This is a genomic window from Pseudoalteromonas rubra, from assembly GCF_005887115.1.
Taxonomy (GTDB): domain Bacteria; phylum Pseudomonadota; class Gammaproteobacteria; order Enterobacterales; family Alteromonadaceae; genus Pseudoalteromonas; species Pseudoalteromonas rubra_F.
In genome coordinates, this window is the sequence record NZ_PNCJ01000016.1 from 62,225 (window position 1) to 84,665 (window position 22,441).

The following is a 22,441-nucleotide window of genomic DNA, read 5'->3' on the forward strand; positions in this document are numbered from 1 at the left end:
AATGGTGAGATTTGTTCTGACTCTGTTACTTGGGCTGGTGTTGGGAAGCGCCATGCCTGTCTACGGCGCTCAGCAGCAGGATCTCTCCAAGGCGCTCAGTACGCTGCAACGTATACAAGCTAAGCTAACACAGTCTAAAGCCAGCCTGACGGTCAGCAATCAGCCAAAACAAACAGGTATCCCGGAAGGGGAAGATTTGTTTTTGTCTGTATATGCCGACAATGTCTATCTGGGTGAAGTGTTTGCGGTCAAAAGCCAGCGAGATGCCAAAATTGAATTGCGCAGCTTATTTGCCGTACTGGATTTTGCCATCAGTGATGATGAAAAAGCCGATCATTTCTCTGGCTGGTATCTTAGCCCGGAACGCACTTTTTCATTTGATAGTGCGCAAGGGATGGTGCTGGTCAACGAACAGCAGTACGCTGTTGTGCAACAGGATGTATTACATACGCAGGGAGAGGTGTTTGTCGAGTCAGCCTTAATTGCTGATTGGTTTGGGCTCGATTTACAGTTCAATTATACAGATCAAAGGCTCAGTGTGCAGAGTCCTGAGCCATTGCCAGCACTCGAGCGTCAGGCTCGGGCGAATCGCCGTTTGGCCCAGCATCAAGGTCATGCAGCCTCCAGACTAACCTGGAAACCGAATGCTTATCAGATGTTATCGTCACCACTGATGGATGTTCAGTTTGGCTATCGTCGCGACAACAAAGAGGATACTAATTACTACTCTATGCTTGGGGCACATGACCTGGCGTTCTGGAATGTCGAGTATTTTGTTTCAGGCACCGACGGCGATGTTGTCGATCAGGGACGCCTCAAAGGCAAGCGCGAAGATGGAAAAGGCCGCCTGTTAGGCGAGCTTAAAGCCACCCAGGTTGAGGTAGGCGATATTCTCGCGACACACATTGGCGCCGGGCAACCCTCAGGACAAGGTGTCGGGGTGCGTGTTGCCGATAAGCCTCTGCATAATGAAACTCAGGAGCAAAGTGTACAGATCAGTGGTTCAGTTCAAGCTGGCTGGGACGTTGAACTGTATCATAATGGCCTGTTAGTCGCACAGCAGCTTCAGATCCAAACGGGTCGCTATGATTTTGACCGTATCCCCCTGTATTTTGGCAGCAATCAGTTTGAGTTGGTCAAATATGGTCCCCAGGGGCAAGTCGAGCGTGAACAGCGCAGCTATTTTGTGGAAGGGACTGGACTGGACAGCGGCCAGGGTTATTTTGATGTGTCAGTAACCGATGTGGGTGGATCGGTGTTTAACAATGACTCCGCACCAACGTCTCGTTCTGGTTGGCAGTTTGATGGCCGTTACGATCTCGGTATTTCCGAAGTTATGTCGGTATATGCGGGTATCTCACAGGCTTTGACGAATGAGCCGCAGACAGAGCGCGTCCTGACGGCTGGTGGTACGTTGAGTCTGTGGAAAAAAATGCTGCTAAATCTGGACTTATCCCACGACAGTGACGCTCAGCACCAGGCGCAACTCAGTGCCAGAACAGAGTGGGCCGGGCAGGCCATTAGTGCCAGCTGGCAAACACAACGACGGCAGCTCACGAGTGGACAAACGGGCGAAGAATACCGTCATAGTCAGGGTATGAATATGGTGATGTCGGGGTCGGTTGATGTATTTGATAAGCCACTGTCTTATCAGAATCAGATACAGTGGAATCGTACCGATCAGGACAACGAATACACAGTATTGACCAATCGGGTGGGTATGTCGTTTGGCCGTGTGAACATCAGCAATCAGCTGCAACGTCAATCCAGCAGTTCTTCTACAGAGCATGCAACCGCTGGTCAGCTGCGATTTCAAACCCGTTTAGGCCGCGTCTTTGGCCGGCTGATTTTAGACTATGACTTACATCCATACAGCGAGCTAACGGCATATGAAACAAGGTTCTACCGTAGCCTGAACGAGCAGTTCAATGTTGAGCTGAGCTTTCGGGAAACACTTGATACCGACTACCAAAAGAGTGAATTAGGACTGAACTGGCTGGGTGATAAAATACGCCTTAACAGTCAGTTGAGCTACGACAGTGATGATGAGTGGGAGCTGGGAGTCAATGGTCAGTTCAGTTTCGGGTATCACAACGAGAGCGAACAATTGTTAGTGAGTCAGCGGCGACTGGCGAGCAATGGGGCTGTACTGGTTAAAGTCTATCTGGATCATAATGCCAATGGGGTATTTGATGCGGATGACGAAGTGGTGCCTGATGTGCGGATCCGGGCGCTGCAAAATTATATGCAGGGCAAAACCGATGAGCAGGGGCTGGTTTTGCTCAGTGGTATGCCTGTTAACCAAAAAACAGACATGGTGATTGATACTCAGAGTCTAGAAATGCCTTTTGTTGTTCCCGCAAGCGAAGGGGTTGCAATCACGCCACGGCAAGGCTTTGTGGAGTATCTTGAATTTCCCCTCGTGAACACCAGCGAAATAGAAGGGGTTGTGTACCAACAAACGGACACCGATAATGCGCCCCTGCCTTATGCAGAAGTGACTTTGATTGATGAGCATGGACAGGAGGCTGCCAGAACAGAGGCGGCATACGATGGGTACTATGTATTTACGGGCGTTAAGCCTGGCCGCTATCAGGCAAAAGTGACAAGTGCTGCAAGGCGTGGTCTGACACATAGCGATCAGGTTGAGGTGGTCCTGTCGGAGCAGGGGGATGTGCTGGTTGAAGTCGATTTGCAGTTGGCACCACAGTCAACTAAAGCCGTCACAGTTCTTTCTGCCGGGCGTTTTACATCACTGGCAGTCTTAAAAACTTATGCGCTGTTGCTCCGTCAACGTCATAGTAGCCTGATATCAGAGCCTCCATTTTATGTTTTTGATGAAAAAGCCAAGTCCTATGTGTTGGGGATTGCGTTCATTTACCAGGGTGCAGATACCACACAGCTGCAGCAACGTTGCGAGTCATTGCAAAGCGCTGGCGTTCCCTGTCAGCTTGAAGACACAGAACTGAAGTTATAAGAGGAGTGAGCGATGAAGTTATATTCTTATCTGGTATGGCCCTTGCTGGTTGTGCTCAGTGGCTGTGCCAGTACAGGCCAGGATGAGCAGCGTCTTGCCCAACTTGAGCAGCAACTGGCTCAGTTGCATACCGACGTTGAACAAATCAAGCGCAGTGTCGAGCAGTGGCAGCAGGTTGCGCCTCAGGTCAGTGAATTGCTAAGTATTGAGCAGGATCTGAATTTACTGACCACACAGTTACAGCTGGCATTGGCACCACCGGCTCAGCCCTCCGGGGATGTTATGGTTGCAACAGTGGCAAAGTCACCCAGTATTGTTGAACAACCGCAGAGCAGTTATGGCGGTCTTGCTGTACAACCTGCATTTGGCGAAAACAAAGAAGCGACGACAGAAGCGCGTGATGTGAAAACAGAGTTACCTGCCAAAACAGACAAAGCAGAGTTTGCAGTTCAGCTGGCATCAACCAGAAAGCAAAGTCAGCTTAAAACGGTTCATCAGCGGCTGATCAAAAGTTATCCGCCGTTACAGGAACAACCGGTGAACGTTGAGCAAGTCGAAATTCGAGGGCAACGATACTTTCGCCTGAAACTCGGTGCGTTTGAAAATAAAGCGCAGGGTCAGGCACTGTGCGACAAGCTAAAACCATTTCACCCCCAGTGTCTGCTGAGTCATTACACAGACAATCCAATCACGTTATAGTGGCTATTATTAGCATTGTGGATCGCTTTTTGCATTTGTTTCGACAAATAGAAAGAGGTGATCATTATGCAATTTCCTGCTGTGATAGCCGCACTGGCCCTGTCGGTGCTGCTCAGTGGCTGCGCCGGAATCATGAAGACGCAGCAACAAAAGAAGGTGGAACAAACGCCACCCTTGCCGACATTGCATCAATACATGGGGCAACTTGCTGCCGCACTGGGGGAGCATAGCCGCCCATTGAAGCCCGGTGCTACGGTTGCCGTCACGAGTTTTTATCTGGCGGATCAACTTGGCAATGCCGTAGCAAGCAATCAGGGCAGTGGTCTCAGTACTCAGGTACAGGAAAGCTTGATCAGTTATGTGACGCAAATGGGCCTGGAAGTGGTGGAGTTTCGGCTCCAGCGCACTTTAACTTTGTCGGATAGTGCCGATAACTTATTAAACCGCGATATTGCCCTGCTGCGCGAGCGTCATAAATTTGACCTGGCTTTGACGGGCACCATCAGCGAAAGCCATAACCATTACACGATCAATGCCAGATTGATCACTATGCTTGATAGTCGCACTGCATCCGCTGCGACCATATCTGTGCCCAAAGCAGTTTTGTGGGGCAATGAAAAAGCCCAAATGCGAGATGGCAAGTTGCATCGCGGCCAGTATTAGTGGAGACAAAGATGAAAAAATCTGTGATAGCGCTTATGTTACCAACCCTGTCCCTGTTTGGGTGCGCACAACTGGGTATGACAAAGCATCAGGAAACGACGTCAGCGCCAGGTCAGTTCAATGCGTCGGAGCAGTTTCAGGCCCATCCAAGAGGCGTGCAACAAATGACAGTCTCGCAGCGCATGGCGGCTAAAAATGTGACTCACTATGTGCAGAAGCTGATGCAGGACATGGTGAGCAATGTTAAATACATTAATGATCAGACGCCTGTAGCCGTATCCAGCTTTGTCTTTCTGGATGAAGACTTTAATCATGCTACGTTATTGGGCAACCAGATTGCCGAAAGCTTTATTCATGAGCTGCACAACTTTGGTGTGCCGGTGATCGATTTTAAGACGACGGACTTTATGCGCGTCACCAAGCACGGGGATTTTATCTTCAGTCGTGACTTTTTAGAGCTCTCTGATGAGCTGCCATTTAAATACGTATTGGCAGGTACCTTGACCCATCATCAGGGTGGGATCTTAGTAAATGCCCGAATCGTGGGTATGCAAAGTAAAGTTGTGGTGGGTACTGCACAAGGGTTCCTGCCTCAGGCCGTCGTGAATGCGCTCAGAGATGGCGCGATCCATGAAGGGATCCGGTTACAACGAGCGGGTGAGTGATCATGAAAACACACATTCTGAGCGGGTTAACGGTGTCGGTGTTGCTGATAAGTGGCTGTCAGATGATGGGATCACAACCAGCCCCGCAGACAGTGACCACAACACCTATGGCACCTAAAGTGGCCAAATTTCGTGAAATAGAAGTGCTGTATGAAGCATTGGAGGAGCAGGCGCCTGACGCCGAACACCCTGTTGACCCTGGGTTTGTGAGCGAACGTCATCGAAAACAGGTGGCAAACTATGCCTCTCAGATAGCGCTGGAGTTGTCTGATTCATTACTGGGGGTTCACCCCCATTCTGTGGCTGTCACCAGCTTTGTCAGCTTTGACGATACGCTCAGAAGTAGCAATCAGCTGGGTAATCAACTGGCTGAAAACCTGATACACGCATTTCAAAAACTGGGCTATGCAGCCCTTGATTTCAAATCACAGCAACAGATCCAGGTGACCCGAGGTGGGGACTTTGTGTTTTCTCGGGACAGCAGGGCCTTACCCGGTAAACCGGATCCGAGTCACGTGCTGTCTGGTACTATGATCTATCGTGATCGAGGTGTGGAAGTCAATGCACGGTTACTGGATTTTGAAAGCCGATTGGTGGTTGCCAGCTGTATGGTAACTATTCCGTATTTTGTCTTGGATCCCGGTGCAACCGCATCACGTTGATCGTTGAGCGGCAAAGTGCTGGCCCTTTGCCGTTTCTCTCCTAGTGAATCCACCGTTTAAATTTTATTAAGAATCAATTGGTTGACCAATTAGCCGAAAACGCTTAGTATTTTTCAAAGCGATACGGCCTCTTAGTTAAATGGATATAACAGTCCCCTCCTAAGGGATAGTTGCAGGTTCGATTCCTGCAGGGGCCGCCAGCGTTTTTCTCTTATAAATCAATTCTGATATAGCAATCACACCTCAGTAGAAACGACCAAAAATGGTATAGGTAACCCAAATTATTGGTGGGATTATTAATCCTCACTGTGTGTTTTGTCGAAGTAGAGCGCTTACAGCGCAAAGTCTTCTTGTTTCTGCACCATGACTTCGACTAAATCATTGATCTGAATATTATTCAGCGGCCGCTCTGAGATGTTTTCTGCAATGGCATTTTGCGCATTGACCTGAATGATACGCACCTGGTTGAGGGTTTTGATACTTTGTGGGAAAAACTGATTGGTCGTGCCCTGCATATCTCGTCGATGAGAAATGGTGAGCAGTTGTCCTGCTTCAATGCCGTGATTACGGCCAAGATTAATCACCAACTTGCCTTGCTCGCGATGTAATATTTTACCTCTGCTGGGCAAGCATGATAGTGCAGAGTCCAGATCCTGCGCTACGCTGTTAAAGACGCTCTGGATCTGCTTGGCATAGTTGGTACGCCAAAAGGTATCGCTGTAGACATCAACAATCTTGGTTTTTTCAAAAGGCCAGACACCACTGACGGCATAGTGTTTTTGCCAGACCTTGTCACGGGTCAGGGCATCAAATGCAACAAAGTCGATTTTAAAGCTGCGCACGTATTCTTCATCCTGCCAGAATGCGTAGTCATCGTTGGTTTTATCTCCCGCTGCAATGTCGGTGATCTGGCTCATTAGCACATACTGACTGTTGCTGAGCGAGGTCAAAGAGTCAATCAGCTGTCCATCGTATTCAAAACGTTGGGTAAAAAACGGCCGCGCATTGATTGCATGATCCAGGTAAGGAATTGGCTTTACGGTGAGATTACGCTCTGCCAGTGTGTGATAAAGCCGCTCACTACTGGCTTTGGCGATGTCAAAAATTTGACCCAGTCTGGCCTGATGAGGCTGGATCAGCTGGCTTTGTGTAATGGTGACTTGTTTTGCAACCGCAGCCTGTGCGCACTGCTCCAGCTTGGGAAAAATATCCAGATGCAGCGTGACACTGACGATCCCATCTTGCTTTTGTTCGGAAACCAGGTTGATTTGCTGGATCTCGCCATGGCTTTTTATTTTGATTTGATCTTGCGTCAATACCCCGTCGGCCAGTGTGGTGACGCTAGATACTGTGGCGCCAGAGAAGATCAACGCCTGAGTAATAGCATCCTGTACGGCTTCCTGGCGTGCTTCGGCCAGATCTTCTGTGTGTGCATTGGCGTAGCCCGTTACCTCAAACCACTCTGCACTGGCCCCAAAGCTGGCGGTGGCCAGTAACACACTCATAATACGCGACAATTTCATGACTTTATTACCGAACTTTTAGCAAATCTCTGAAATAGCTGAGCAAGTCCCGTGCCAATGGTTTTGGCAAGGTTTGTGCATAAAGATTTGATACTTAATGATATGGCAAATGGGCCACACAGAGGAGTTACCCTATGAATCAGTTTAGAGCGCTTTGGCATCAACGGGTAGTCAGCCTGCTCAAGTCCTGTGTTATTGCAACGGCACTGGGTCTGGCGGGATGTAGCTCTATCATAGATAAGCATGTTGAATACAGCTATGTCAAACCCGACTCTTATCCTGTACTTAAAGCGGTTGGCTATGCCCCATTGAGCTCTCAGCCAGGCAGCAGTGACAGTGAAAAAATGCTGATGGCCATTAAGGTCTCAAAGCTTGAAGCCTATCGTGAGCTTGCTGAGCAGGTGTACGGTCACAGATTGAGCGCCAGCACCACAGTGCAGGGCGCAGTGGCACAGAATGATGGGCTACGCAGCCAGGTGCAGGGCTTGATCCGCGGTGCCAAGGTAATGAAAAGCTATGCGGTTGGGGATATTTATACCACAGAGCTGGAGCTGGATATGAAGCGGGTTCACGATTTGTATATCGGTGAAGTTAAACCACGCAAAGTTGAACGCGTCACGTATTACTGAGCGAGCTGACGGGTTAGGGCGGTAAATTATGTCCTTTGCTTTCATTGAGCCTTCAATTTATACTGTTTAAATATACACGTCACTTCAGCGATATTGAGGTGCAGAGTAAGGTTAATGGGAGATTTGTCGGTGCTTGATCCGAGAAATGAAGCGCAAAAGGTGCTTAAACGTTTGTGGTGTGACAGTCAGTTTCCGGTTGATCCTGTGACTATTTGTAAGTCGCTTGGTCTGGACGTTGTAGAAATGGCGCTACCAGATAAGGTGTCGGGTGCGCTGATCAAAGAGGCGGGTGCCGATCCGGTTATCGTGTTACATCAGGACGACCACCTAAATCGCAAGCGTTTTAGCTGTGCCCATGAGCTTGGCCATTATATTTCCCGTATTGAGTCTGACAATACAGACAAAGAATACGAATATATCGACCTCAGAGGCCCCAGCGCGTCTACCGGCGAAGACGAGGAAGAAGTGTTCGCCAACCAGTTTGCTGCCAACTTATTAATGCCCAATGAAGAAGTGAAAAAGCTTCATCGTAAGAAAATGGCCCACTTTGAAATGGCGCTGCATTTTGGCGTGTCTGTTGAAGCCCTCAAATATAAGCTCAATGCGCTGGAGCTGTTGTAATGACGCAAAACAGGGAAGATAGTAAGGCCGAGCAGTCATCGTTTGTTGCGCAAATTAAACATAACGTCAAAGAGAACAAATTCACCAATGTTGACCCCATGCAGGCGCAGAAGGTCAAAGATGCCGAGTCAGACCGTGGCCTGAAACAACGTTATGCTTTGTGGTTTATCGTTATTCTTGCCGTACAACTTTTGATTATGAACTTAGTGCTCGTACTGGTGGGTATGGATAAGTTGCATTTTGAAGAATGGACACTGAACTTATACATGGCGGGAACGCTGGCTGAGGTGTTCGGTGTGATCCTGGTGATCACCAAAAACCTGTTTCCCACCAAAGCCGAGTAGATTTAGCCTGAGCACTCAGGCTTTAAGATTTTTAACCAACTCACCCATATTTGAAACAACACTGCCATCTTGCCCATAGGTCATAGAGGTCGGTGCACCAATCAAAATATCTTTGAGTTCACGCACCGTGAGTTGTGCCTGGTGTGCTGCCTGTGCGTTAACGTCATTTTGTTTCTTGCAGCGATACAACAGGTCTTTAACTTGCTCGGTTAACGGGGTGATCTCATCATTGCTGAAGGTGCTTTGCGGGTACTTAGACAGGTCTTTATCTAGCTTTTGAAGCTGGTTGAGTGTATTGAGCTTAGTGCGTGCAATCTCTTTGAGGTTGTCGCCATTGCGAGAGGCAAGCGCCTCTAATTCATCGTCCAGAAGCTGGGTCAGAGCTTCCAGAAGATTAATCTGCGCTGTTAGCTGATGGGCACACAGTGCCGTTTGGTCGTCCACTTATACTCTATCCAAATAAATCGAACTCAAAGGCGGCAATATTTTTTGCCAGCTTTTCACTATCAACCTGATATTTGCCTTCAGCAATGGCTTTTTTCAGTTCTTCGACTTTTTTACTGTCGAAAGAGGGCGCCTGTTGCGCTTTTTCCTGAAGCCCTTTCAGTTGCTGTGCTTGTGGTGTCAGGCTCACTGAATCCGCTGCGGCTTTGACCTGAGTTTGTGGTTTAGCAGCGGTATTACTTGCTTCATTTCTTTGTAATTCAGCACGTTGTTGCTTTGCATTTGTTGCAACATTGTTCGGCTGATTTTGACCGTTAATGTTGTTTACCATGATGATGACCCGTTAGTTAAATTGCTTCAGCCTTTATATCGGCAAGCCTTTCGCTTACTTTAGCAAAAAAATCAGATTTTGACTGCTACTGAATCAACATCTTTCACCCGTGCAAGCACCGTTTTACCTGACCTCGCATTTTTGACTCGGATTTGCTCTCCTAAGTTCCCGTCCTGCAAGGCAATACCACTTGTTTTAATCATTAGTGTGCCATCACTGGCCAGAATTGTCACGTTATCCCCCTTGCAAATCATGCAAATCTGAAACATGCTGATTGGTTTACCCTGTTGAATACGGCGTTTGGTTTTGCTGCCAACGAGTAGCCTCATGTTGTCGATATTAGCCGCACGAACAAAGTGTTTGGGGCGCATTTCGATTGTTAAATCATCTGCAGTTAACAAAACGCCCTTGTCTAACATTCGGGTGCTGACTATCACAGGTAACAGTGTTTCGATTTTCACATGAACAAACTGAACCCAGGATTCAAGGTCTTCGCAGCGCACCATCACAGTAACCTGGCGATTAAAAGGCGGGCTGGACTTACTACTGACTTGCAATGGTTGCTGACACTGGCGCTGAGGCAGGCGAGTATCTAATGGCAAAGCTGACACCTGTTGTTGCTCTTCTGCCTGGGTTGGGGCCGGGAGCTGTTCCGAGATGAAATCTATTGCTATTTTTTCAATATCTTTTGACTCATAGGTTTGACCATAAGCAAATGACGTGGCTAAAAAATATGCCACTATGGGAAAGAAATAAGCGGATAATGTAATTTTTAACAAACTCATGATGTTTCGACTATGCTTATGGGGTGAAACAAGGTATAAAGATTTTGCGTGATTTGCCTCACCGCTTCAAGGGCGACTTTGAATGGTAGAGTACAAGCAAACATTGTTCCGATAAGCAGTTTTATAGCAGGAGAATGACATGGCAGGTATTTTGGACTCAGTAAACCAACGAACGCAGTTGGTGGGTCAAAACCGACTTGAACTTTTACTATTTCGCCTCAGAGGGCGTCAACGCTTTGGGATCAATGTATTCAAAGTAAGAGAAGTACTTCAGTGTCCACCCCTAACGGCGATGCCTAAATCTAACGCCTTTATCAGAGGGGTCGCACACATTCGCGGGCAAACCATTTCCGTTATCGACATGTCTCTGGCTGTCGGTGGACCCCCTATCGAAAATATTAAAGACTGCTTTATTATTATTGCCGAGTATAACCGTTCAGTGCAGGGCTTTTTGGTTGGTGCGGTTGAACGAATAGTGAATATGAACTGGGAAAAAATCATGCCTCCGCCTTCAGGCGCAGGGCGGTATTCCTATTTAACTGCGGTGACAGAGATCGAAAATGAGTTGGTGGAGATCCTCGACGTAGAGAAGATCCTCAATGAGATCTGCCCAATTAATACTGAAGTAAGTCAGGAGATCGTCGCCGACGGTGAAATGCAACGCGATCTGGGAGAGCGTATTGTGTTTATCGCCGATGACTCTGCGGTTGCCCGTAATCAGGTAAAGCGTGCGCTTGAGCCACTTGGTGTGCAAACTGAACTTGCCAAAAATGGTAAAGAAGCACTGCTTCGCTTAAAAGAAATCGCGGAGATGGATTGTCAGAATGATGTCACTGAGCGCGTAGGCCTGCTGATCTCAGATGTTGAAATGCCAGAAATGGACGGCTACACACTCACCGCTGAGATTAAAGCAGATCCTAAGCTGGCGCCTTTGCACGTTATTTTACATACTTCATTGAGTGGCGTCTTTAATCACGCAATGATCGAAAAGGTCGGTGCTGATGATTTTATTGCTAAATTTAACCCCGATGAATTGGCAACAGCCGTGAAAAAATGGGTTCATTGCGATTAATTAGTGGCGGTAATACTTTGGAAAATAAACACTTAGAACAAAGCGAGTATGATCAGTTTCGCACTTTCTTAGAGCAGCAGTGCGGTATTGTGCTGGGTGATAACAAGTTATATCTGGTTAAAAGCCGGCTTGCGCCTCTGATGTCTCGTTTTGGCGTTGACTCCTTGTCTGCTTTGGTGAGCAAGACTTTGAGTCCACATGAGCGGCAATTGCGTGCCGCTGTAGTTGATGCGATGACAACCAATGAAACCTTGTGGTTTCGGGATCAGTATCCATTTGAACTACTCAAGACCAAGATCTTTCCGGAATTTAAAGATCTGCGCCGACCCGTTAAGATTTGGTCGGCAGCAAGCTCGTCGGGTCAAGAGCCCTATTCTATTGCGATGTCTGCTAATGAATATCAAACGTCAAGCCCTGGCGCATTGAAGATGGGCGCGCAGATCGTTGGTACAGACATTTCAAACACTATGCTGGATATGTGTAAGAATGCAGAGTATGACGCGTTGGCATTAGCCCGGGGTTTGTCGCCAGAACGTAAAAAGAAGTTCTTTACCGACAGCGGCAACGGCATGGCGAAAGTGAATGAACCTATCCGCAGAATGGTTAACTTTCGACACTTAAACTTATTGGACTCTTATGCCTTATTAGGAAAATTTGACGTCATTTTTTGTCGTAATGTGCTGATTTATTTTTCGCCGGATGTGAAAGCCAAGATCATTAGCCAGTTTGCACAGGCGCTCAACCCGAAGGGATACCTGTTTCTTGGTGCGTCTGAGTCTATGGCGGGCCTGAATAATGACTTTGACATGCTGCGCTGTAACCCCGGTATCATATATCAGAAAAAAGCTTAGTAGCTGTTCAGGCCGCAATTCGCGGCCTGATTACTTTTGTGTCCTGCAACTTGGCAGCAGACTCTTCTCTGACTGGCGTAATCCCATTACGGCAAACAAATAAATCATTGAGTACATACCTCGTCAAAATAGTGAAACGCCTCGCCACCTGGACAGGTGGCTTTACGATAATTTCATGTAACCTTTCAGCTACCGCTATTTTTAATTACTAATTGAATGAATTGCTTGACCTCAACCTAGGTTGGGGGTTTATCTTTTACAGGCAAGGTTTTAACATTAAGTTAACTTGAAGGACGAAGGAAAGAGTATGACCATCCAAGACTACATTCAGTCATTAGCGCTCACACACAATCAGGTATCGTTTGAGCAGCTCGCAGAATTTCAAACTAAGCATCTTGATTTGTATAGCTTTTCTAGCATTAATGCGATGGGCGAAGAGATTTTGTCTCTGGATGTGGAGGCACTGCTAACGCGATTAATTGAAAATAAGCAGGGAGGTTACTGCTTTGAACACAATAAACTGGCTTATCTTGCCCTTGCCGAGCTGGGGTATGAAGTGCAGCCTCTGTTGGCAAGAGTGTTGGTGAACGGCCTGGAAGACAACCCCAGAACCCATCGCATCACCTTGGTTCACCTTGGAGAAGAGAGCTATCTGGTTGATGTCGGTTTTGGTTCCAAGTCACTCAGTGCCCCACTGCCAGTGTCAAAGTCTGGTTATGTTGACGTAGAGAGTTATCGCTACAAAATTATCCGATCGGCAGATACCATCCGTGTCGAAATTGTGCATCCGGAAGAAGTGGGCCTTTACAGCGCCGATTTAAGCAGGGTGACTGAAAAAGACTTTGAAGTTGTGCACTACTATAGCCATCAGCACCCGGACTCGTATTTTGCGAATAACCTGGTGCTGGCACGCATTACCAATGGCAAACGGTACACGCTACGCAATTTACTTTATGGTGAGTTACATGAAGCGAGTCAGATCAGCACACACATTGACGTGACGTCTGCGTCGCAACTGCAATCGATATTACAGCAGAAGTTCTTGTTGAACATCGAGATGGCGAAAGCCGAGCATCTGTACACACTGGCACAAGATAAAATGGCCATGTAAACGGGTTTGCAGGCTGCGACGCGCAAAGGTGTCGCAGGCCTTGAAAAATTAGTGGTTAAAGTGAATCAGTAACTTTTTTAACAGGCCAGCCAATTGCGCCCGCTCTTCAGGTGCAAGCGGTGAAAGCAGCTCTTCGCCTTTGGCAACATGTTCCGAAATCACTTCGTCGATCAGTGTTAATCCCTGCTCGGTAATAGCCACCATGACGCCGCGCCTGTCGTTGGGGTCGGGGTTTCGGGTGACTAAGCCCTTATTTTCCAGTTTATCGATACGGTTAGTCATGGAGCCAGAAGTCAGCATCAGTGTTTGCAAGAGCTGATTGGGTGTTAACGTGTAAGGTTTGCCTGAACGTCGTAATGTAGCAAGTACGTCGAATTCACCGCCATTGAGTCCAAAGCGGCTGAATACTGTATGTAGTTCCTTACTAAAAATTGCATCTGTTCTAATCAAACGGCCCATGACGGCCATAGGAGCAGGGTCTATATCTGGCCTTTCTTTATGCCACTGCGCCAGCACAGTATCGACTAAATCTCGTTTTTGCATAACCTGTACACATCGTTTTTTGGAATCATAAAAATACGTGGAAAGAAACTTGAAAGCAAGAATATCTGTTTGCATAGTCTCTATATAAAGGTAAGTCTTGTTGAACAAGCTGGTTTTGGATTTATTGCCATGGTTATACGAATGTTTCCTGGCATTATTAGATGGGTAAATTGTTAAACCTGCAGTCTTTAGGAGCCTCAGGGCACCTTCAGTACGGATGATCGAGCCTCTCAAGAAACAAAGTGACAGAGAGGCTTACTTTGTTTTACATCATATTAGCTTGAGAGGCTTTGTCCATCACCTTTAGAGAGATATTGTAATTGAAGTGGTGGCCGACAATTCGTCTTACGGGAAGCTGCTTACTTCTTACAAAATCTATGAATACTCCGGTATGGGCGGGCAGCACCTTTGTTAGCGTATTGTCAAATGGGATCTGCAGGAAATCGGCTTGATATATGAGCCCGCTTTCGTTGAAAAAAGCAAAGCTCTGTCGTTTCGAATGCGCATTTTCCAGCACGTAAAAACTGACCCCATCAATCGATTGTTCATGCTTTATCGTGTGAAATTTGAACGTATGTATCTGGTCTGAAAAAGGAGGGTATTCTTTTATTGCTTCGATGGTGTATGCATCGGCACGGATCAAGGCGCCGATCTTGGCATAAGATCCCAGACCTGCAATGTGGTCACCATGTAGATGGGTGACATAAACAGAAGTAATTTTTTTATTCGGAAATTTTTCAGTAATATGCTGAATGGTTTTTTCAGACTGCTCAGAACTGGTTGGTGCACCAAATACCTGAACTTCATTGTTGTTGGTTCTAAATAGTATGTTGCGCCATGAACTTCTCAACCTCTGACGCTTGGGTTGAAATGCTGTTAAGCAGCACCAGGCTTAATAACGTAATCTTCACGGTATAATATGCCAAGTAGAACTTCATTGATGCTTCCTTTATCAGTAATGGAGAGAGTATTAACTTAACTAACAGCTCGGCCTTTAGCATGTAAACTTTTGTAAAACCGTGATTTCGAGTACTACCCATCTGCTTGAGTTGAGAGTTGTAGTTGCTTTAGCTGCGAATAATCTGATTAGTAGCAAGTAGAAGAAGCAAATTAAACTACAGCGCATCTATGTATCACGAAGGCTTAAACCCAGAGTTGACTTGTTTATCACCCAATCAGTATTAGATGTGGTCACTTAAACGTAAAAGTGGTGTGTCTGTGGTAGCTTTTATCACGTCAGAAAACCCTTTAAACTGCCGCATATTCGTTTGTCACGCACATCGTGCAGTAAACTCATGTGATTTAAGATGGCTAAACCCAACAAAAAAGGCCCCGTTAAAACCGTCGATATCTATTGTGCAAAATGCAAAACACCGCTATACAAATATCGCAAGGGCGGCAAAGGGGCACTCGTAAAATGCTTTAAAGAGCGGATCGTGACGGATTTTACCGCTCAAGAGGGCACCTGTCCTGGCTGTGGCACTGTATTCGCTCGAGATACTCTGATCAGAGGCACGCCTGCGTATAAAATAATAGGGGGAAAGGTGTGGGTGAAATAGTGGTAATGGGCTACAGAGGTCGATGACCACTGGTGCGTTTTCACAACTGACCGTTCTGCATGGGCACTACGAAAAAGAACTATCCCACCAGTGCTGCTAATATCTGTATCTTCAGTCAGAAGATGAATAACAGGGGGGCTTGCCAGGCTGAAATTGACCAACCATTTTAATGGGTAATATAGCCCAGATTTGCTCTACCTGAGTGTCCTGGCTCGGCTAAGTATGGGCGTTAGTCGTGTAAACAACCGATAAAAAGGACCAGATTGGTCGCCTGGTAAATTTGGTACAAGTAGCAAACGAACACACTTTTTATATCGCCAATATACTGAAAGAAAGCAGAATAAAGATAGGCGTCATAGGTACGAGCTCTATGGGTTAATGGGGTGCACAGCGTGCCCATTTAAATGCCGATGCAGTGTCACTCAGTGGTCGACATTTTATTGACATTTTGTGTGTCAGAGTGAGCCTAATCGACCGACAGGGTGACTGAACGATGAAACAACGCACCATTTTCCTTTTTTGTGCGTTATTTACGTTACCCGTGCTAGTTTTACGCTGTTTATCGTGCTGTTTTTCATGGTTTTTCATGGTTTTTCACCTCGTACTCAAACGCTCCATGGCACCCATGTTTACCTTGATTGAACAGGTGAAAAAAAATGGCGACGCACCCGGCGCGCGCTTTGTTAGTGACTACAAATATCAGGATGATGAAATTGGACTGCTTAACAAGACGTTGATTGAGCATGCACAACGAATTGAGGCCTTTGTTCAGTGAGAGTGCGAGTTTACGAGTTTTGCCAGTCACGAGTTGCGTACGCCTGTCACGGTGATTAAAGGCGTGAACGAACTACTGAAATTACACTGCGAGACTCACTCGGAAGATATGATAGCTGTGCTGCTTGAACTGGCAAGGGAGGGCAATGCGGGGGACACTGAGCAGGCGACCATAGCCCTGATTGTTGAGGAGATCATGCTGGCATTTCAAGAGCAGACTGAGAAAAACGGTAAAGCTTTATCACTGCATATGACATCACATAAGAGTGAGAAAATTTCACGTGTGAATGGTTTGATAGTCATGGGAAACCTGGTCAGAAATGCGATTCAGCACTCAACAGGTGCGGATATTGAGCTCTGTGTGGCAGATAACGCGTTCAGGATAACCAATACACTACAGGATACTCAACAGCACAGTGTCGAGCTTTTCTCTGGCGTTGAGCAGGGTTTTGGATTAGGGAAAATAATTGTTGAGCGCATTTGTCACCAGCAAAACTGGCATTACACTCTGCGGGTAGAGGCGGGCAAGATCACCGCAACAATCCGGTTTTTAAGTCATATTTAACGGAGCTTAAGCTAGTTCCACGAATTGAATCGCACTCACGACAAGGAGTGCGATAAGCAACGGGTTGTTTGAGCCAGAAACTCCAGTTATTGCATTGTCATGGAATATACTGACTGGAGTTTGTTCTGTCCTATAGACGTTATTTTTCAAAAAAGCCTAATTCGGTATTTTCGTATGTTTCAATTTTGCTCTTGATGATTTTACCTGTTTCTATTTCTTCTACCCAGACGGCAGAGTAGTCTGCGCCCAAAGTGCCTTTTACAACGTACCTGACGTCAGGGGCCGGTGTAAAAGTGAGGTCTCCCGTAATTTCATATACAGTTCCCGAGAGAGTTTGAACCGGGGCTGCATACACGGTTCTGCCCATAAGCGTTAAAGTAATCGGTTCAGAAGAGGGAACTGCGGTTGTGATATGAGAAGTAGTCAAGGAAAAACCTTGCCCATAAGTGGCTGAACGGCTTGCTCCCAGGCTATTGTCGATCAGTTTGCCGTTGACTTTATAGAGAAAAAACATGTCCGCTTTACTCGCAGAGTGTCGCTTATCTGTGCTTCCGATGGTGGACGTTGGGCCATTGTAGTTGTCGGGGATAGGTGAGTGAGTAGTCGCACAGCCGCTGAGTATCAAAATTGAAAGAAGCAACCAAACCTGTTTCATAAAGTTTCCTTATTATTATGTAGATTATAGAGTTTCCTGTTAAAGGGTCGCACAACCTTAGTTTTAAAATCCAGTCATTATTTAACATGCAGGCATTTTTGTGAGTGCACTTGTTTGAGGCTCAGTGGATATACCGGTATCCACACTCAGGCATAAAGCAAAAGTTGGTACTGTAGCTTTGCGCTTATAGTTTTGAAAAGAGTGTTTAATCTCAGATAAAAACGCATTTCGATGAGTCTTCAGAGTTTCGCAGCACTGTTTTCAGGTTGAGAAATTTTCACACTCAAGGTGCTGAAATCTGCAATTTACTGGCCTGATATCACCTAAAGGGTCTGCTCTCCATCACTTCAGGTCAAGTATGAATACAAAAAAGATCATCATTTTTACATTAAATATCAATATATATGTCATTTTTAACACTTGACCAAAAGAAATGTTATAACACTTTTATCATATTCATGTTGCAACTGGACCGTTCCAGTTGCTACCTTTGTTAACAGTTTTACAACACAATACTGATATGTTTATCGCGGTAGGCGACCTTGTTGTATAGGTACAAGTAGTTAAACCACTTGTACGCTTTGAGTTTCAAAGCGGCTGTTTAAGTGCATTGTCAGTTATAAAAAAGTGATAATACAACAAGGAGAAGACATGAGTACTAAGCGTTTTAAACTATCGGCTATTTCCACTTTAATGCTGTCAGCAATGAGTTTGCCAGCACTGGCTGAAGCCCCTGTTTATCAAGGGCAGACAGAAGATTATAAACTGGAAATTAAGTCCAAAAAGAGCGAAAAAAACCGCTACATCATTCGCTTTAATGAAGCATTGTCAGGCGGTAAAAACAGCTTTAATAATTTTATAGCACTCAACTATCTGTTTACTGCGGGTGCAGAGCCTCTGTTCGCACTTAACGGTCAACAATCGATGGTCGCGGAGCTGGATGATTACAGTCTTGAAACACTGCGTAGCTTTTCATCTGTTGAGTCAATTGAAATAGATCCCAAGCGTTATATTCTGCCTCTGGCAAAATCTAACAATCAAATTATGCCGTTTGCACAGAGTACACCATATGGTATTACCATGGTGCAGGGTCATTTGCTGCCACAATCTAACACTTCAGCGAGAAAAGCCTGTGTGATCGACACAGGCTACAACCTGGGCCACCCTGATTTACCCTACGGTAATGTAACGGGGATTGCGAATAACAGTGCTGTAGGTCAGTGGAACAATGATGGTAACGGCCATGGTACGCACGTTGCCGGCACCATAGCTGCTGAGGATAATAACCAGGGTGTAATTGGTGTTTATCCTGGTATGGACCTGCATATTGTTAAAATCTTTAACGATAACGGGCAGTGGACCTATGCATCTGATTTGGTCAAGGCAATCCAGCAATGTAAAGATGCCGGTGCGCATGTTGTTAATATGAGCCTGGGTGGAGGTAATTATTCCAACAGCGAAAATACCGCCATGCAAAACTTTGTTGATGGTGGCATGATGCTGGTGGCTGCGGCGGGTAATGATGGTAACAGCTCTAAGTCTTATCCGGCGTCCTATAATGCCGTTATTTCCGTCGCATCGGTAACATCGAGCGAAAGCCGCTCTTCATTTTCTCAGTATAATGATCAGGTTGAACTGGCAGGCCCGGGTTCTAGTGTTAACTCTACCTATCCAACCAATACTTATCGCAGCCTGAGTGGTACTTCAATGGCCTCGCCTCATGTGGCTGGTGTCGCTGCTTTGGTATGGAGCCATAATACCCAATGTAATAACCAGGAGATCCGGGCTGCATTGAACGCAACAGCCAAAGACAAAGGTGCCGCAGGTCGGGATAACTACTATGGTCATGGTATTGTTCAGGCCAAAGCTGCATCGGATTATATCGGTGCAAATGGTTGTCAGGGTGGCGGCGACCCGGGTGGCGTGACACCGGTTAACGGTTCTTTGCCAAACCTTCAGGGTAATCAAAGTGGCTGGACGCACTACACCTGGGATATTCCTCAGGGCGTAAAAGAGATGAACCTGAGTATCACAGGTGGCACGGGGGATGCGGATCTGTATGTGAGATACAATGCGCAACCAGATGCAAACAACTACACCTGTCGGCCATGGAAAGATGGTAACGAGGAGCAGTGTTCATTTACTAATCCAAGTGCCGGTACCTGGCATATTAGCTTGTATGGATATAACAGCTACAATGGGGTGACGTTAAATTATTCGTATAAGTAAATGTCAGCCGGGTTTACCCAGTAGAGTAAAAGGCGCTTGTTGAGCGCCTTTTTAAATGAGTTATATTATCGAGCCCACAATAGGCCCCAACGGGTGGCGTTACCTTTGAGCGTGCCACTGCATCGAGGTGAGCCTAGTGAATCTGGACTGTATACACCATGTGCTAACCAGCATGCGCTGTATCCAGGGTGTACATCACGTTGCCAGCCAACAACATTGGTATTGTTTCTATTCTGACCATCTTTTACATAAAGACAGTTTTCGATTGGTTCTTCATTCGTAACGTAAGCGGTACGACAGCTAGGTAGTGGTGTATCTTTCTGATGTGCCTGTTGATCTTCATATCCCCAGGTATAACGCACCATTTCCAGTTCAGCCTGGCTCATTGAACTTTGGTAAACCGTTCGGCAACTTGCGTAATCACAAGAAACTTGCTCGCGGACATCTCTGAATGCACTCAGCGGACCCTGGTAAAGCCCTGTTACCGTCGGACTTATGGCAGTCACATCCGGCTGCGGATTGTACTCACTGATATATTTCTTTCCGCCTGGCTCTGATTTGCTGTAAGTGCCAATCAGTGTCCAGCCACCTTCGTCAGTGTCCATATCACAATAAGCGTCAAAGCCTGGGTGTGAGCCACTGCCATCTGGATCTATGTTGTAAACCCCTGACTGGGCGTCCGGGTTTTCACTCAGGATCTGTGCACAGCTGGCGGGGAGTACTTCAATCGCTGTTTGAGTCGTCAGCGTAAAATCGCCAGAGTCATTATTTGGACCATACCAGGTTCCCTGATATCCATCTTGCTCAGAGCCCTGACCCAGGAAGTAAAAACGTGCCCCGTCTTTTGCAATGCTAAATTGCACACGTTGTTTCAGGCCCGAGCCAATTTCAAAGGTTTTTGGAAGTTCAAACTCACCCTGGATAAGGGAAGCTTCAGGTGCCTGAGCATCAGTTGCGTTGAATTTATTGGCGTGCATTTGCATCGTTAGCTGTTGCAGCTGGGTTCCGCTCGTTGCCAACACACCATCTAAATGTGAGTCTGTAACCAGGTCCCATTGTACATTTGCAGTAGCGTGGCCAGATAAGGCCGCCAGAAGTAGCGCTGTTATTTTAGACATGATGTCTATTCTCCTTGTTTACAAATAACGGCTGCATGATGACAGAGTTCTGCCTAAGTTCAATAATATTTTATTATTAAATCAGAGGTTTGCCTGATTTTTTTGAGGCTTTTGTATGGGTTTTGTTCATTTTAAACGGAGCGTATTTTTAGTGTGCAGATCAGGCCCTAAGTTAGCGTAACCAATGGGGTGGAAACTAAGCCTGTCAAAAGCCATTATGCTCAAATTTTCATTCTATATACCAGATACTTTGCCAGCACAGTGCCAGACAGAATGAAACCGTTGAACAGGAATGCAGTCACTATACTGGCAGTGAGCTGGTTGCACGCACTGTTGCATAAGGGCAGGGGAGAAACAGCAACACCCATTAAGCTAAGCAGTGTGGCAACACCAACGAACACCTTTGTGGATAACCAGGGATAAGTCCCCGAAAAATATACCAAAGGGATAATTATAAGGAATGGCATCATTGCCCATATTCCATTAATCAAAAACACCATAATGTCTCAAATTCGTTGCATCTTTTCATGCGCCCCAGCTTAGGGGAAATGCAGGTTTGCCATCTGTGGCCTTTAATTTTAAGCCAAATATATAACTTATGCAGCATAAAGCGGCATATCTGTCTGGTCTGAAACCAAGAGACAAGCCCATCAGCAGTGATGATAGCTGCTCTGAGGAGCTGTAAACAGAGTAACGCTCGGAGTACTTGCAGTGCAAACACGTATTTAATCATTTTAAACGGTTGGCACAGGCTAGCGCTGGGTGGTGGGGCTAAAATTCCAAAATACGTTTGAGCATACTTTGCTTGGATTTACAGATGAGCCATAGCTCGTGGCGCAATTGAAACCCTAGCTTCAAGTCCTGCTCTGAGGCACCAGTGAAGGCCAAACAGTCATTAATACTGCTCATGCCGCCATAGGCTCCAAGCGAGTGATAAATACTTTTTTGGGGCTGGCCTTTACTCAGAAATTCCGCAGACTTTTTAAAGTAATTAGCCCAGTGCAGCTCATTATGAGAGTACAGTAAATCAATCATACGCTCTAACTTTGCCTGATATTCGCCGTAGTCATGTTTCATATTAAGGCCATATGCACAGAGTTCAATCAAAGTAAAAAGCTACCACTAAAAAGTGTATTGCTCAATTGAGCGTGTTCCGCCTGTATTGGCTCCGTATACCGGCACTAGATCAAAGGAGAGAAACAGAGCGCACCCATGGTTATACGCTTCCAACCCCTACCTCCTTTGAGATCTAATACGCAGTTTCTTTCGTACAATTTTTCGACCTTTCAATTGGCTGTGAGGTAGATATGAAACAGCTTGCACTCAGAATATACGATTTTTACAAGTATATTTTCGACTCAACCAGAAATCCGCTTCGGCATATACCGGACCCTGTCAGTCGCTTCCACATAATGACCGTGCTCGCCTGCCTGTGGAGCTTTGCTTTTGCTACCTATCTAGGCAGTATGATCGTGTTTGGGATCAGCCTGGCTGCACACATTGTTCTTTTTCTGATGTTTTTCTTTACCATTGCGGTATTTTATGACGCAGAAAAAAACAAATCATCATGGTTAATGAAGTTGCGCAGGGACAGGCTGAAATAGAGTCTAATAACGCACAT

Annotated in this window: 25 protein-coding genes, 1 tRNA gene and 1 pseudogene; 17 read left to right on the forward strand and 10 right to left on the reverse strand. The window is 46.2% G+C overall.

The window, feature by feature from the left end; all coding sequences use genetic code 11:
• Position 1: 1 nt before the first annotated feature.
• From CWB98_RS11985 to CWB98_RS12010, 6 genes are all read left to right on the forward strand, one after another.
• Entirely contained in the window at positions 2-2,977 is a 2,976-nt protein-coding gene (locus tag CWB98_RS11985; RefSeq protein ID WP_138545095.1) for a carboxypeptidase regulatory-like domain-containing protein, read from the forward strand.
• Positions 2,978-2,989: 12 nt separating this feature from the next.
• Positions 2,990-3,676 carry an SPOR domain-containing protein gene (locus CWB98_RS11990; protein ID WP_138545096.1) on the forward strand — a complete coding sequence of 229 codons (687 nt, stop codon included), beginning with the start codon at positions 2,990-2,992 and terminating at the stop codon, positions 3,674-3,676.
• Positions 3,677-3,742: 66 nt separating this feature from the next.
• Positions 3,743-4,339 (forward strand): FlgO family outer membrane protein, encoded by a 597-nt coding sequence (locus CWB98_RS11995; RefSeq protein WP_138545097.1) that lies wholly within the window; start codon positions 3,743-3,745, stop codon positions 4,337-4,339.
• A gap of 11 nt (positions 4,340-4,350) precedes the next feature.
• Entirely contained in the window at positions 4,351-5,004 is a 654-nt protein-coding gene (locus CWB98_RS12000) for a FlgO family outer membrane protein (RefSeq protein WP_138545098.1), read from the forward strand.
• A gap of 2 nt (positions 5,005-5,006) precedes the next feature.
• Complete coding sequence (locus tag CWB98_RS12005) at positions 5,007-5,666, forward strand: FlgO family outer membrane protein (protein ID WP_138545099.1); 660 nt, start codon at positions 5,007-5,009, stop codon at positions 5,664-5,666.
• Between the two features lie 125 nt (positions 5,667-5,791).
• A tRNA-Arg gene (locus CWB98_RS12010) sits at positions 5,792-5,866 on the forward strand.
• A gap of 132 nt (positions 5,867-5,998) precedes the next feature.
• On the opposite strand, the gene CWB98_RS12015 is transcribed toward CWB98_RS12010, so the two are convergent.
• Positions 5,999-7,189, reverse strand: a complete 1,191-nt coding sequence (locus CWB98_RS12015; RefSeq protein ID WP_138545100.1) for a flagellar assembly protein T N-terminal domain-containing protein — start codon at positions 7,187-7,189, stop codon at positions 5,999-6,001.
• A 134-nt stretch (positions 7,190-7,323) separates the two neighbouring features.
• Between CWB98_RS12015 and CWB98_RS12020 the strand changes: the two genes are divergently transcribed.
• The 3 genes from CWB98_RS12020 (at position 7,324) to CWB98_RS12030 (ending at position 8,783) form a co-directional block, all read left to right on the forward strand.
• Positions 7,324-7,818 carry an LPP20 family lipoprotein gene (locus CWB98_RS12020; protein ID WP_138545101.1) on the forward strand — a complete coding sequence of 165 codons (495 nt, stop codon included), beginning with the start codon at positions 7,324-7,326 and terminating at the stop codon, positions 7,816-7,818.
• 129 nt (positions 7,819-7,947) lie between these two features.
• On the forward strand, positions 7,948-8,439 hold the full coding sequence (locus CWB98_RS12025; protein WP_082078806.1) for an ImmA/IrrE family metallo-endopeptidase: 492 nt from the start codon (positions 7,948-7,950) through the stop codon (positions 8,437-8,439).
• A complete protein-coding gene (locus tag CWB98_RS12030; protein ID WP_052713011.1) occupies positions 8,439-8,783 on the forward strand; it encodes a hypothetical protein in 345 nt (114 codons plus the stop codon). Before CWB98_RS12025 ends, CWB98_RS12030 begins: the two co-directional genes overlap by 1 nt.
• A gap of 15 nt (positions 8,784-8,798) precedes the next feature.
• Here the strand turns inward: CWB98_RS12030 and flgN are convergent, their stop codons facing one another.
• The 3 genes from flgN to flgA form a co-directional block, all read right to left on the reverse strand.
• Positions 8,799-9,227 carry a flagellar protein FlgN gene (gene flgN, locus CWB98_RS12035; RefSeq protein WP_138545102.1) on the reverse strand — a complete coding sequence of 143 codons (429 nt, stop codon included), beginning with the start codon at positions 9,225-9,227 and terminating at the stop codon, positions 8,799-8,801.
• Between the two features lie 7 nt (positions 9,228-9,234).
• On the reverse strand, positions 9,235-9,558 hold the full coding sequence (gene flgM / locus CWB98_RS12040) for a flagellar biosynthesis anti-sigma factor FlgM (RefSeq protein ID WP_138545103.1): 324 nt from the start codon (positions 9,556-9,558) through the stop codon (positions 9,235-9,237).
• A 71-nt stretch (positions 9,559-9,629) separates the two neighbouring features.
• Positions 9,630-10,343 (reverse strand): flagellar basal body P-ring formation chaperone FlgA, encoded by a 714-nt coding sequence (gene flgA / locus CWB98_RS12045; protein WP_138545104.1) that lies wholly within the window; start codon positions 10,341-10,343, stop codon positions 9,630-9,632.
• Positions 10,344-10,482: 139 nt separating this feature from the next.
• Here flgA and CWB98_RS12050 point away from each other — a divergent pair, with 139 nt between their 5' ends.
• The 3 genes from CWB98_RS12050 to CWB98_RS12060 all read left to right on the forward strand — a co-directional run bounded on the left by CWB98_RS12050 (position 10,483) and on the right by CWB98_RS12060 (position 13,377).
• Positions 10,483-11,415: a chemotaxis protein CheV gene (locus tag CWB98_RS12050; protein WP_138545105.1), complete on the forward strand. Its 933-nt coding sequence runs from the start codon at positions 10,483-10,485 to the stop codon at positions 11,413-11,415.
• Positions 11,416-11,432: 17 nt separating this feature from the next.
• Positions 11,433-12,266: a CheR family methyltransferase gene (locus tag CWB98_RS12055; RefSeq protein ID WP_054016567.1), complete on the forward strand. Its 834-nt coding sequence runs from the start codon at positions 11,433-11,435 to the stop codon at positions 12,264-12,266.
• A 307-nt stretch (positions 12,267-12,573) separates the two neighbouring features.
• Complete coding sequence (locus CWB98_RS12060) at positions 12,574-13,377, forward strand: arylamine N-acetyltransferase family protein (RefSeq protein ID WP_138545106.1); 804 nt, start codon at positions 12,574-12,576, stop codon at positions 13,375-13,377.
• A gap of 48 nt (positions 13,378-13,425) precedes the next feature.
• Here CWB98_RS12060 and CWB98_RS12065 read toward each other — a convergent pair whose 3' ends face one another.
• Together CWB98_RS12065 and CWB98_RS12070 are read right to left on the reverse strand one after the other, a co-directional pair.
• Complete coding sequence (locus CWB98_RS12065) at positions 13,426-13,920, reverse strand: MarR family winged helix-turn-helix transcriptional regulator (protein ID WP_138545107.1); 495 nt, start codon at positions 13,918-13,920, stop codon at positions 13,426-13,428.
• 265 nt (positions 13,921-14,185) lie between these two features.
• Complete coding sequence (locus tag CWB98_RS12070; protein WP_138545108.1) at positions 14,186-14,770, reverse strand: hypothetical protein; 585 nt, start codon at positions 14,768-14,770, stop codon at positions 14,186-14,188.
• 457 nt (positions 14,771-15,227) lie between these two features.
• Here CWB98_RS12070 and CWB98_RS24410 point away from each other — a divergent pair, with 457 nt between their 5' ends.
• The 3 genes and pseudogenes from CWB98_RS24410 to CWB98_RS12085 form a co-directional block, all read left to right on the forward strand.
• Positions 15,228-15,479 carry a hypothetical protein gene (locus CWB98_RS24410; protein WP_138545109.1) on the forward strand — a complete coding sequence of 84 codons (252 nt, stop codon included), beginning with the start codon at positions 15,228-15,230 and terminating at the stop codon, positions 15,477-15,479.
• A gap of 586 nt (positions 15,480-16,065) precedes the next feature.
• Complete coding sequence (locus CWB98_RS12080; RefSeq protein WP_138545110.1) at positions 16,066-16,254, forward strand: hypothetical protein; 189 nt, start codon at positions 16,066-16,068, stop codon at positions 16,252-16,254.
• An 18-nt stretch (positions 16,255-16,272) separates the two neighbouring features.
• Positions 16,273-16,818, forward strand: a pseudogene (locus tag CWB98_RS12085) (sensor histidine kinase); the annotation flags it as partial.
• 139 nt (positions 16,819-16,957) lie between these two features.
• Here CWB98_RS12085 and CWB98_RS12090 read toward each other — a convergent pair.
• Positions 16,958-17,473, reverse strand: coding sequence for a hypothetical protein (locus tag CWB98_RS12090; protein ID WP_138545112.1), 516 nt, complete (start codon positions 17,471-17,473; stop codon positions 16,958-16,960).
• Between the two features lie 651 nt (positions 17,474-18,124).
• Here CWB98_RS12090 and CWB98_RS12095 point away from each other — a divergent pair.
• Positions 18,125-19,702: a S8 family serine peptidase gene (locus tag CWB98_RS12095; RefSeq protein WP_138545113.1), complete on the forward strand. Its 1,578-nt coding sequence runs from the start codon at positions 18,125-18,127 to the stop codon at positions 19,700-19,702.
• Positions 19,703-19,767: 65 nt separating this feature from the next.
• Here CWB98_RS12095 and CWB98_RS12100 read toward each other — a convergent pair whose 3' ends face one another.
• The 3 genes from CWB98_RS12100 to CWB98_RS12110 all read right to left on the reverse strand — a co-directional run bounded on the left by CWB98_RS12100 (position 19,768) and on the right by CWB98_RS12110 (position 21,897).
• Positions 19,768-20,820 carry a fibrinogen-like YCDxxxxGGGW domain-containing protein gene (locus tag CWB98_RS12100; protein WP_138545114.1) on the reverse strand — a complete coding sequence of 351 codons (1,053 nt, stop codon included), beginning with the start codon at positions 20,818-20,820 and terminating at the stop codon, positions 19,768-19,770.
• A 221-nt stretch (positions 20,821-21,041) separates the two neighbouring features.
• Positions 21,042-21,290 (reverse strand): hypothetical protein, encoded by a 249-nt coding sequence (locus CWB98_RS12105; RefSeq protein WP_138545115.1) that lies wholly within the window; start codon positions 21,288-21,290, stop codon positions 21,042-21,044.
• A gap of 301 nt (positions 21,291-21,591) precedes the next feature.
• The gene (locus tag CWB98_RS12110; protein ID WP_054016443.1) at positions 21,592-21,897 is read right to left on the reverse strand and encodes a DUF6966 domain-containing protein; all 306 of its coding nucleotides are present in this window, start codon (positions 21,895-21,897) and stop codon (positions 21,592-21,594) included.
• A 230-nt stretch (positions 21,898-22,127) separates the two neighbouring features.
• On the opposite strand from CWB98_RS12110, the gene CWB98_RS12115 reads away from it, so the two are divergent.
• Positions 22,128-22,424 (forward strand): hypothetical protein, encoded by a 297-nt coding sequence (locus CWB98_RS12115; RefSeq protein ID WP_138545116.1) that lies wholly within the window; start codon positions 22,128-22,130, stop codon positions 22,422-22,424.
• The last annotated feature ends 17 nt before the right edge of the window (positions 22,425-22,441 follow it).

What these genes read in the sequence shown, in the direction of transcription:
- CWB98_RS11985 (WP_138545095.1), top strand. Translation starts at nt 2, where the DNA reads ATGGTGAGATTTGTTCTGACTCTGTTACTTGGGCTGGTGTTGGGAAGC.
- CWB98_RS11990 (WP_138545096.1), top strand. Translation starts at nt 2,990, where the DNA reads ATGAAGTTATATTCTTATCTGGTATGGCCCTTGCTGGTTGTGCTCAGT.
- CWB98_RS11995 (WP_138545097.1), top strand. Translation starts at nt 3,743, where the DNA reads ATGCAATTTCCTGCTGTGATAGCCGCACTGGCCCTGTCGGTGCTGCTC.
- CWB98_RS12000 (WP_138545098.1), top strand. Translation starts at nt 4,351, where the DNA reads ATGAAAAAATCTGTGATAGCGCTTATGTTACCAACCCTGTCCCTGTTT.
- CWB98_RS12005 (WP_138545099.1), top strand. Translation starts at nt 5,007, where the DNA reads ATGAAAACACACATTCTGAGCGGGTTAACGGTGTCGGTGTTGCTGATA.
- CWB98_RS12015 (WP_138545100.1), bottom strand. Translation starts at nt 7,189, where the DNA reads ATGAAATTGTCGCGTATTATGAGTGTGTTACTGGCCACCGCCAGCTTT.
- CWB98_RS12020 (WP_138545101.1), top strand. Translation starts at nt 7,324, where the DNA reads ATGAATCAGTTTAGAGCGCTTTGGCATCAACGGGTAGTCAGCCTGCTC.
- CWB98_RS12030 (WP_052713011.1), top strand. Translation starts at nt 8,439, where the DNA reads ATGACGCAAAACAGGGAAGATAGTAAGGCCGAGCAGTCATCGTTTGTT.
- flgM (WP_138545103.1), bottom strand. Translation starts at nt 9,558, where the DNA reads ATGGTAAACAACATTAACGGTCAAAATCAGCCGAACAATGTTGCAACA.
- flgA (WP_138545104.1), bottom strand. Translation starts at nt 10,343, where the DNA reads ATGAGTTTGTTAAAAATTACATTATCCGCTTATTTCTTTCCCATAGTG.
- CWB98_RS12050 (WP_138545105.1), top strand. Translation starts at nt 10,483, where the DNA reads ATGGCAGGTATTTTGGACTCAGTAAACCAACGAACGCAGTTGGTGGGT.
- CWB98_RS12060 (WP_138545106.1), top strand. Translation starts at nt 12,574, where the DNA reads ATGACCATCCAAGACTACATTCAGTCATTAGCGCTCACACACAATCAG.
- CWB98_RS12065 (WP_138545107.1), bottom strand. Translation starts at nt 13,920, where the DNA reads ATGCAAAAACGAGATTTAGTCGATACTGTGCTGGCGCAGTGGCATAAA.
- CWB98_RS24410 (WP_138545109.1), top strand. Translation starts at nt 15,228, where the DNA reads ATGGCTAAACCCAACAAAAAAGGCCCCGTTAAAACCGTCGATATCTAT.
- CWB98_RS12080 (WP_138545110.1), top strand. Translation starts at nt 16,066, where the DNA reads ATGGTTTTTCACCTCGTACTCAAACGCTCCATGGCACCCATGTTTACC.
- CWB98_RS12090 (WP_138545112.1), bottom strand. Translation starts at nt 17,473, where the DNA reads ATGAAACAGGTTTGGTTGCTTCTTTCAATTTTGATACTCAGCGGCTGT.
- CWB98_RS12095 (WP_138545113.1), top strand. Translation starts at nt 18,125, where the DNA reads ATGAGTACTAAGCGTTTTAAACTATCGGCTATTTCCACTTTAATGCTG.
- CWB98_RS12100 (WP_138545114.1), bottom strand. Translation starts at nt 20,820, where the DNA reads ATGTCTAAAATAACAGCGCTACTTCTGGCGGCCTTATCTGGCCACGCT.
- CWB98_RS12105 (WP_138545115.1), bottom strand. Translation starts at nt 21,290, where the DNA reads ATGATGCCATTCCTTATAATTATCCCTTTGGTATATTTTTCGGGGACT.
- CWB98_RS12110 (WP_054016443.1), bottom strand. Translation starts at nt 21,897, where the DNA reads ATGAAACATGACTACGGCGAATATCAGGCAAAGTTAGAGCGTATGATT.
- CWB98_RS12115 (WP_138545116.1), top strand. Translation starts at nt 22,128, where the DNA reads ATGAAACAGCTTGCACTCAGAATATACGATTTTTACAAGTATATTTTC.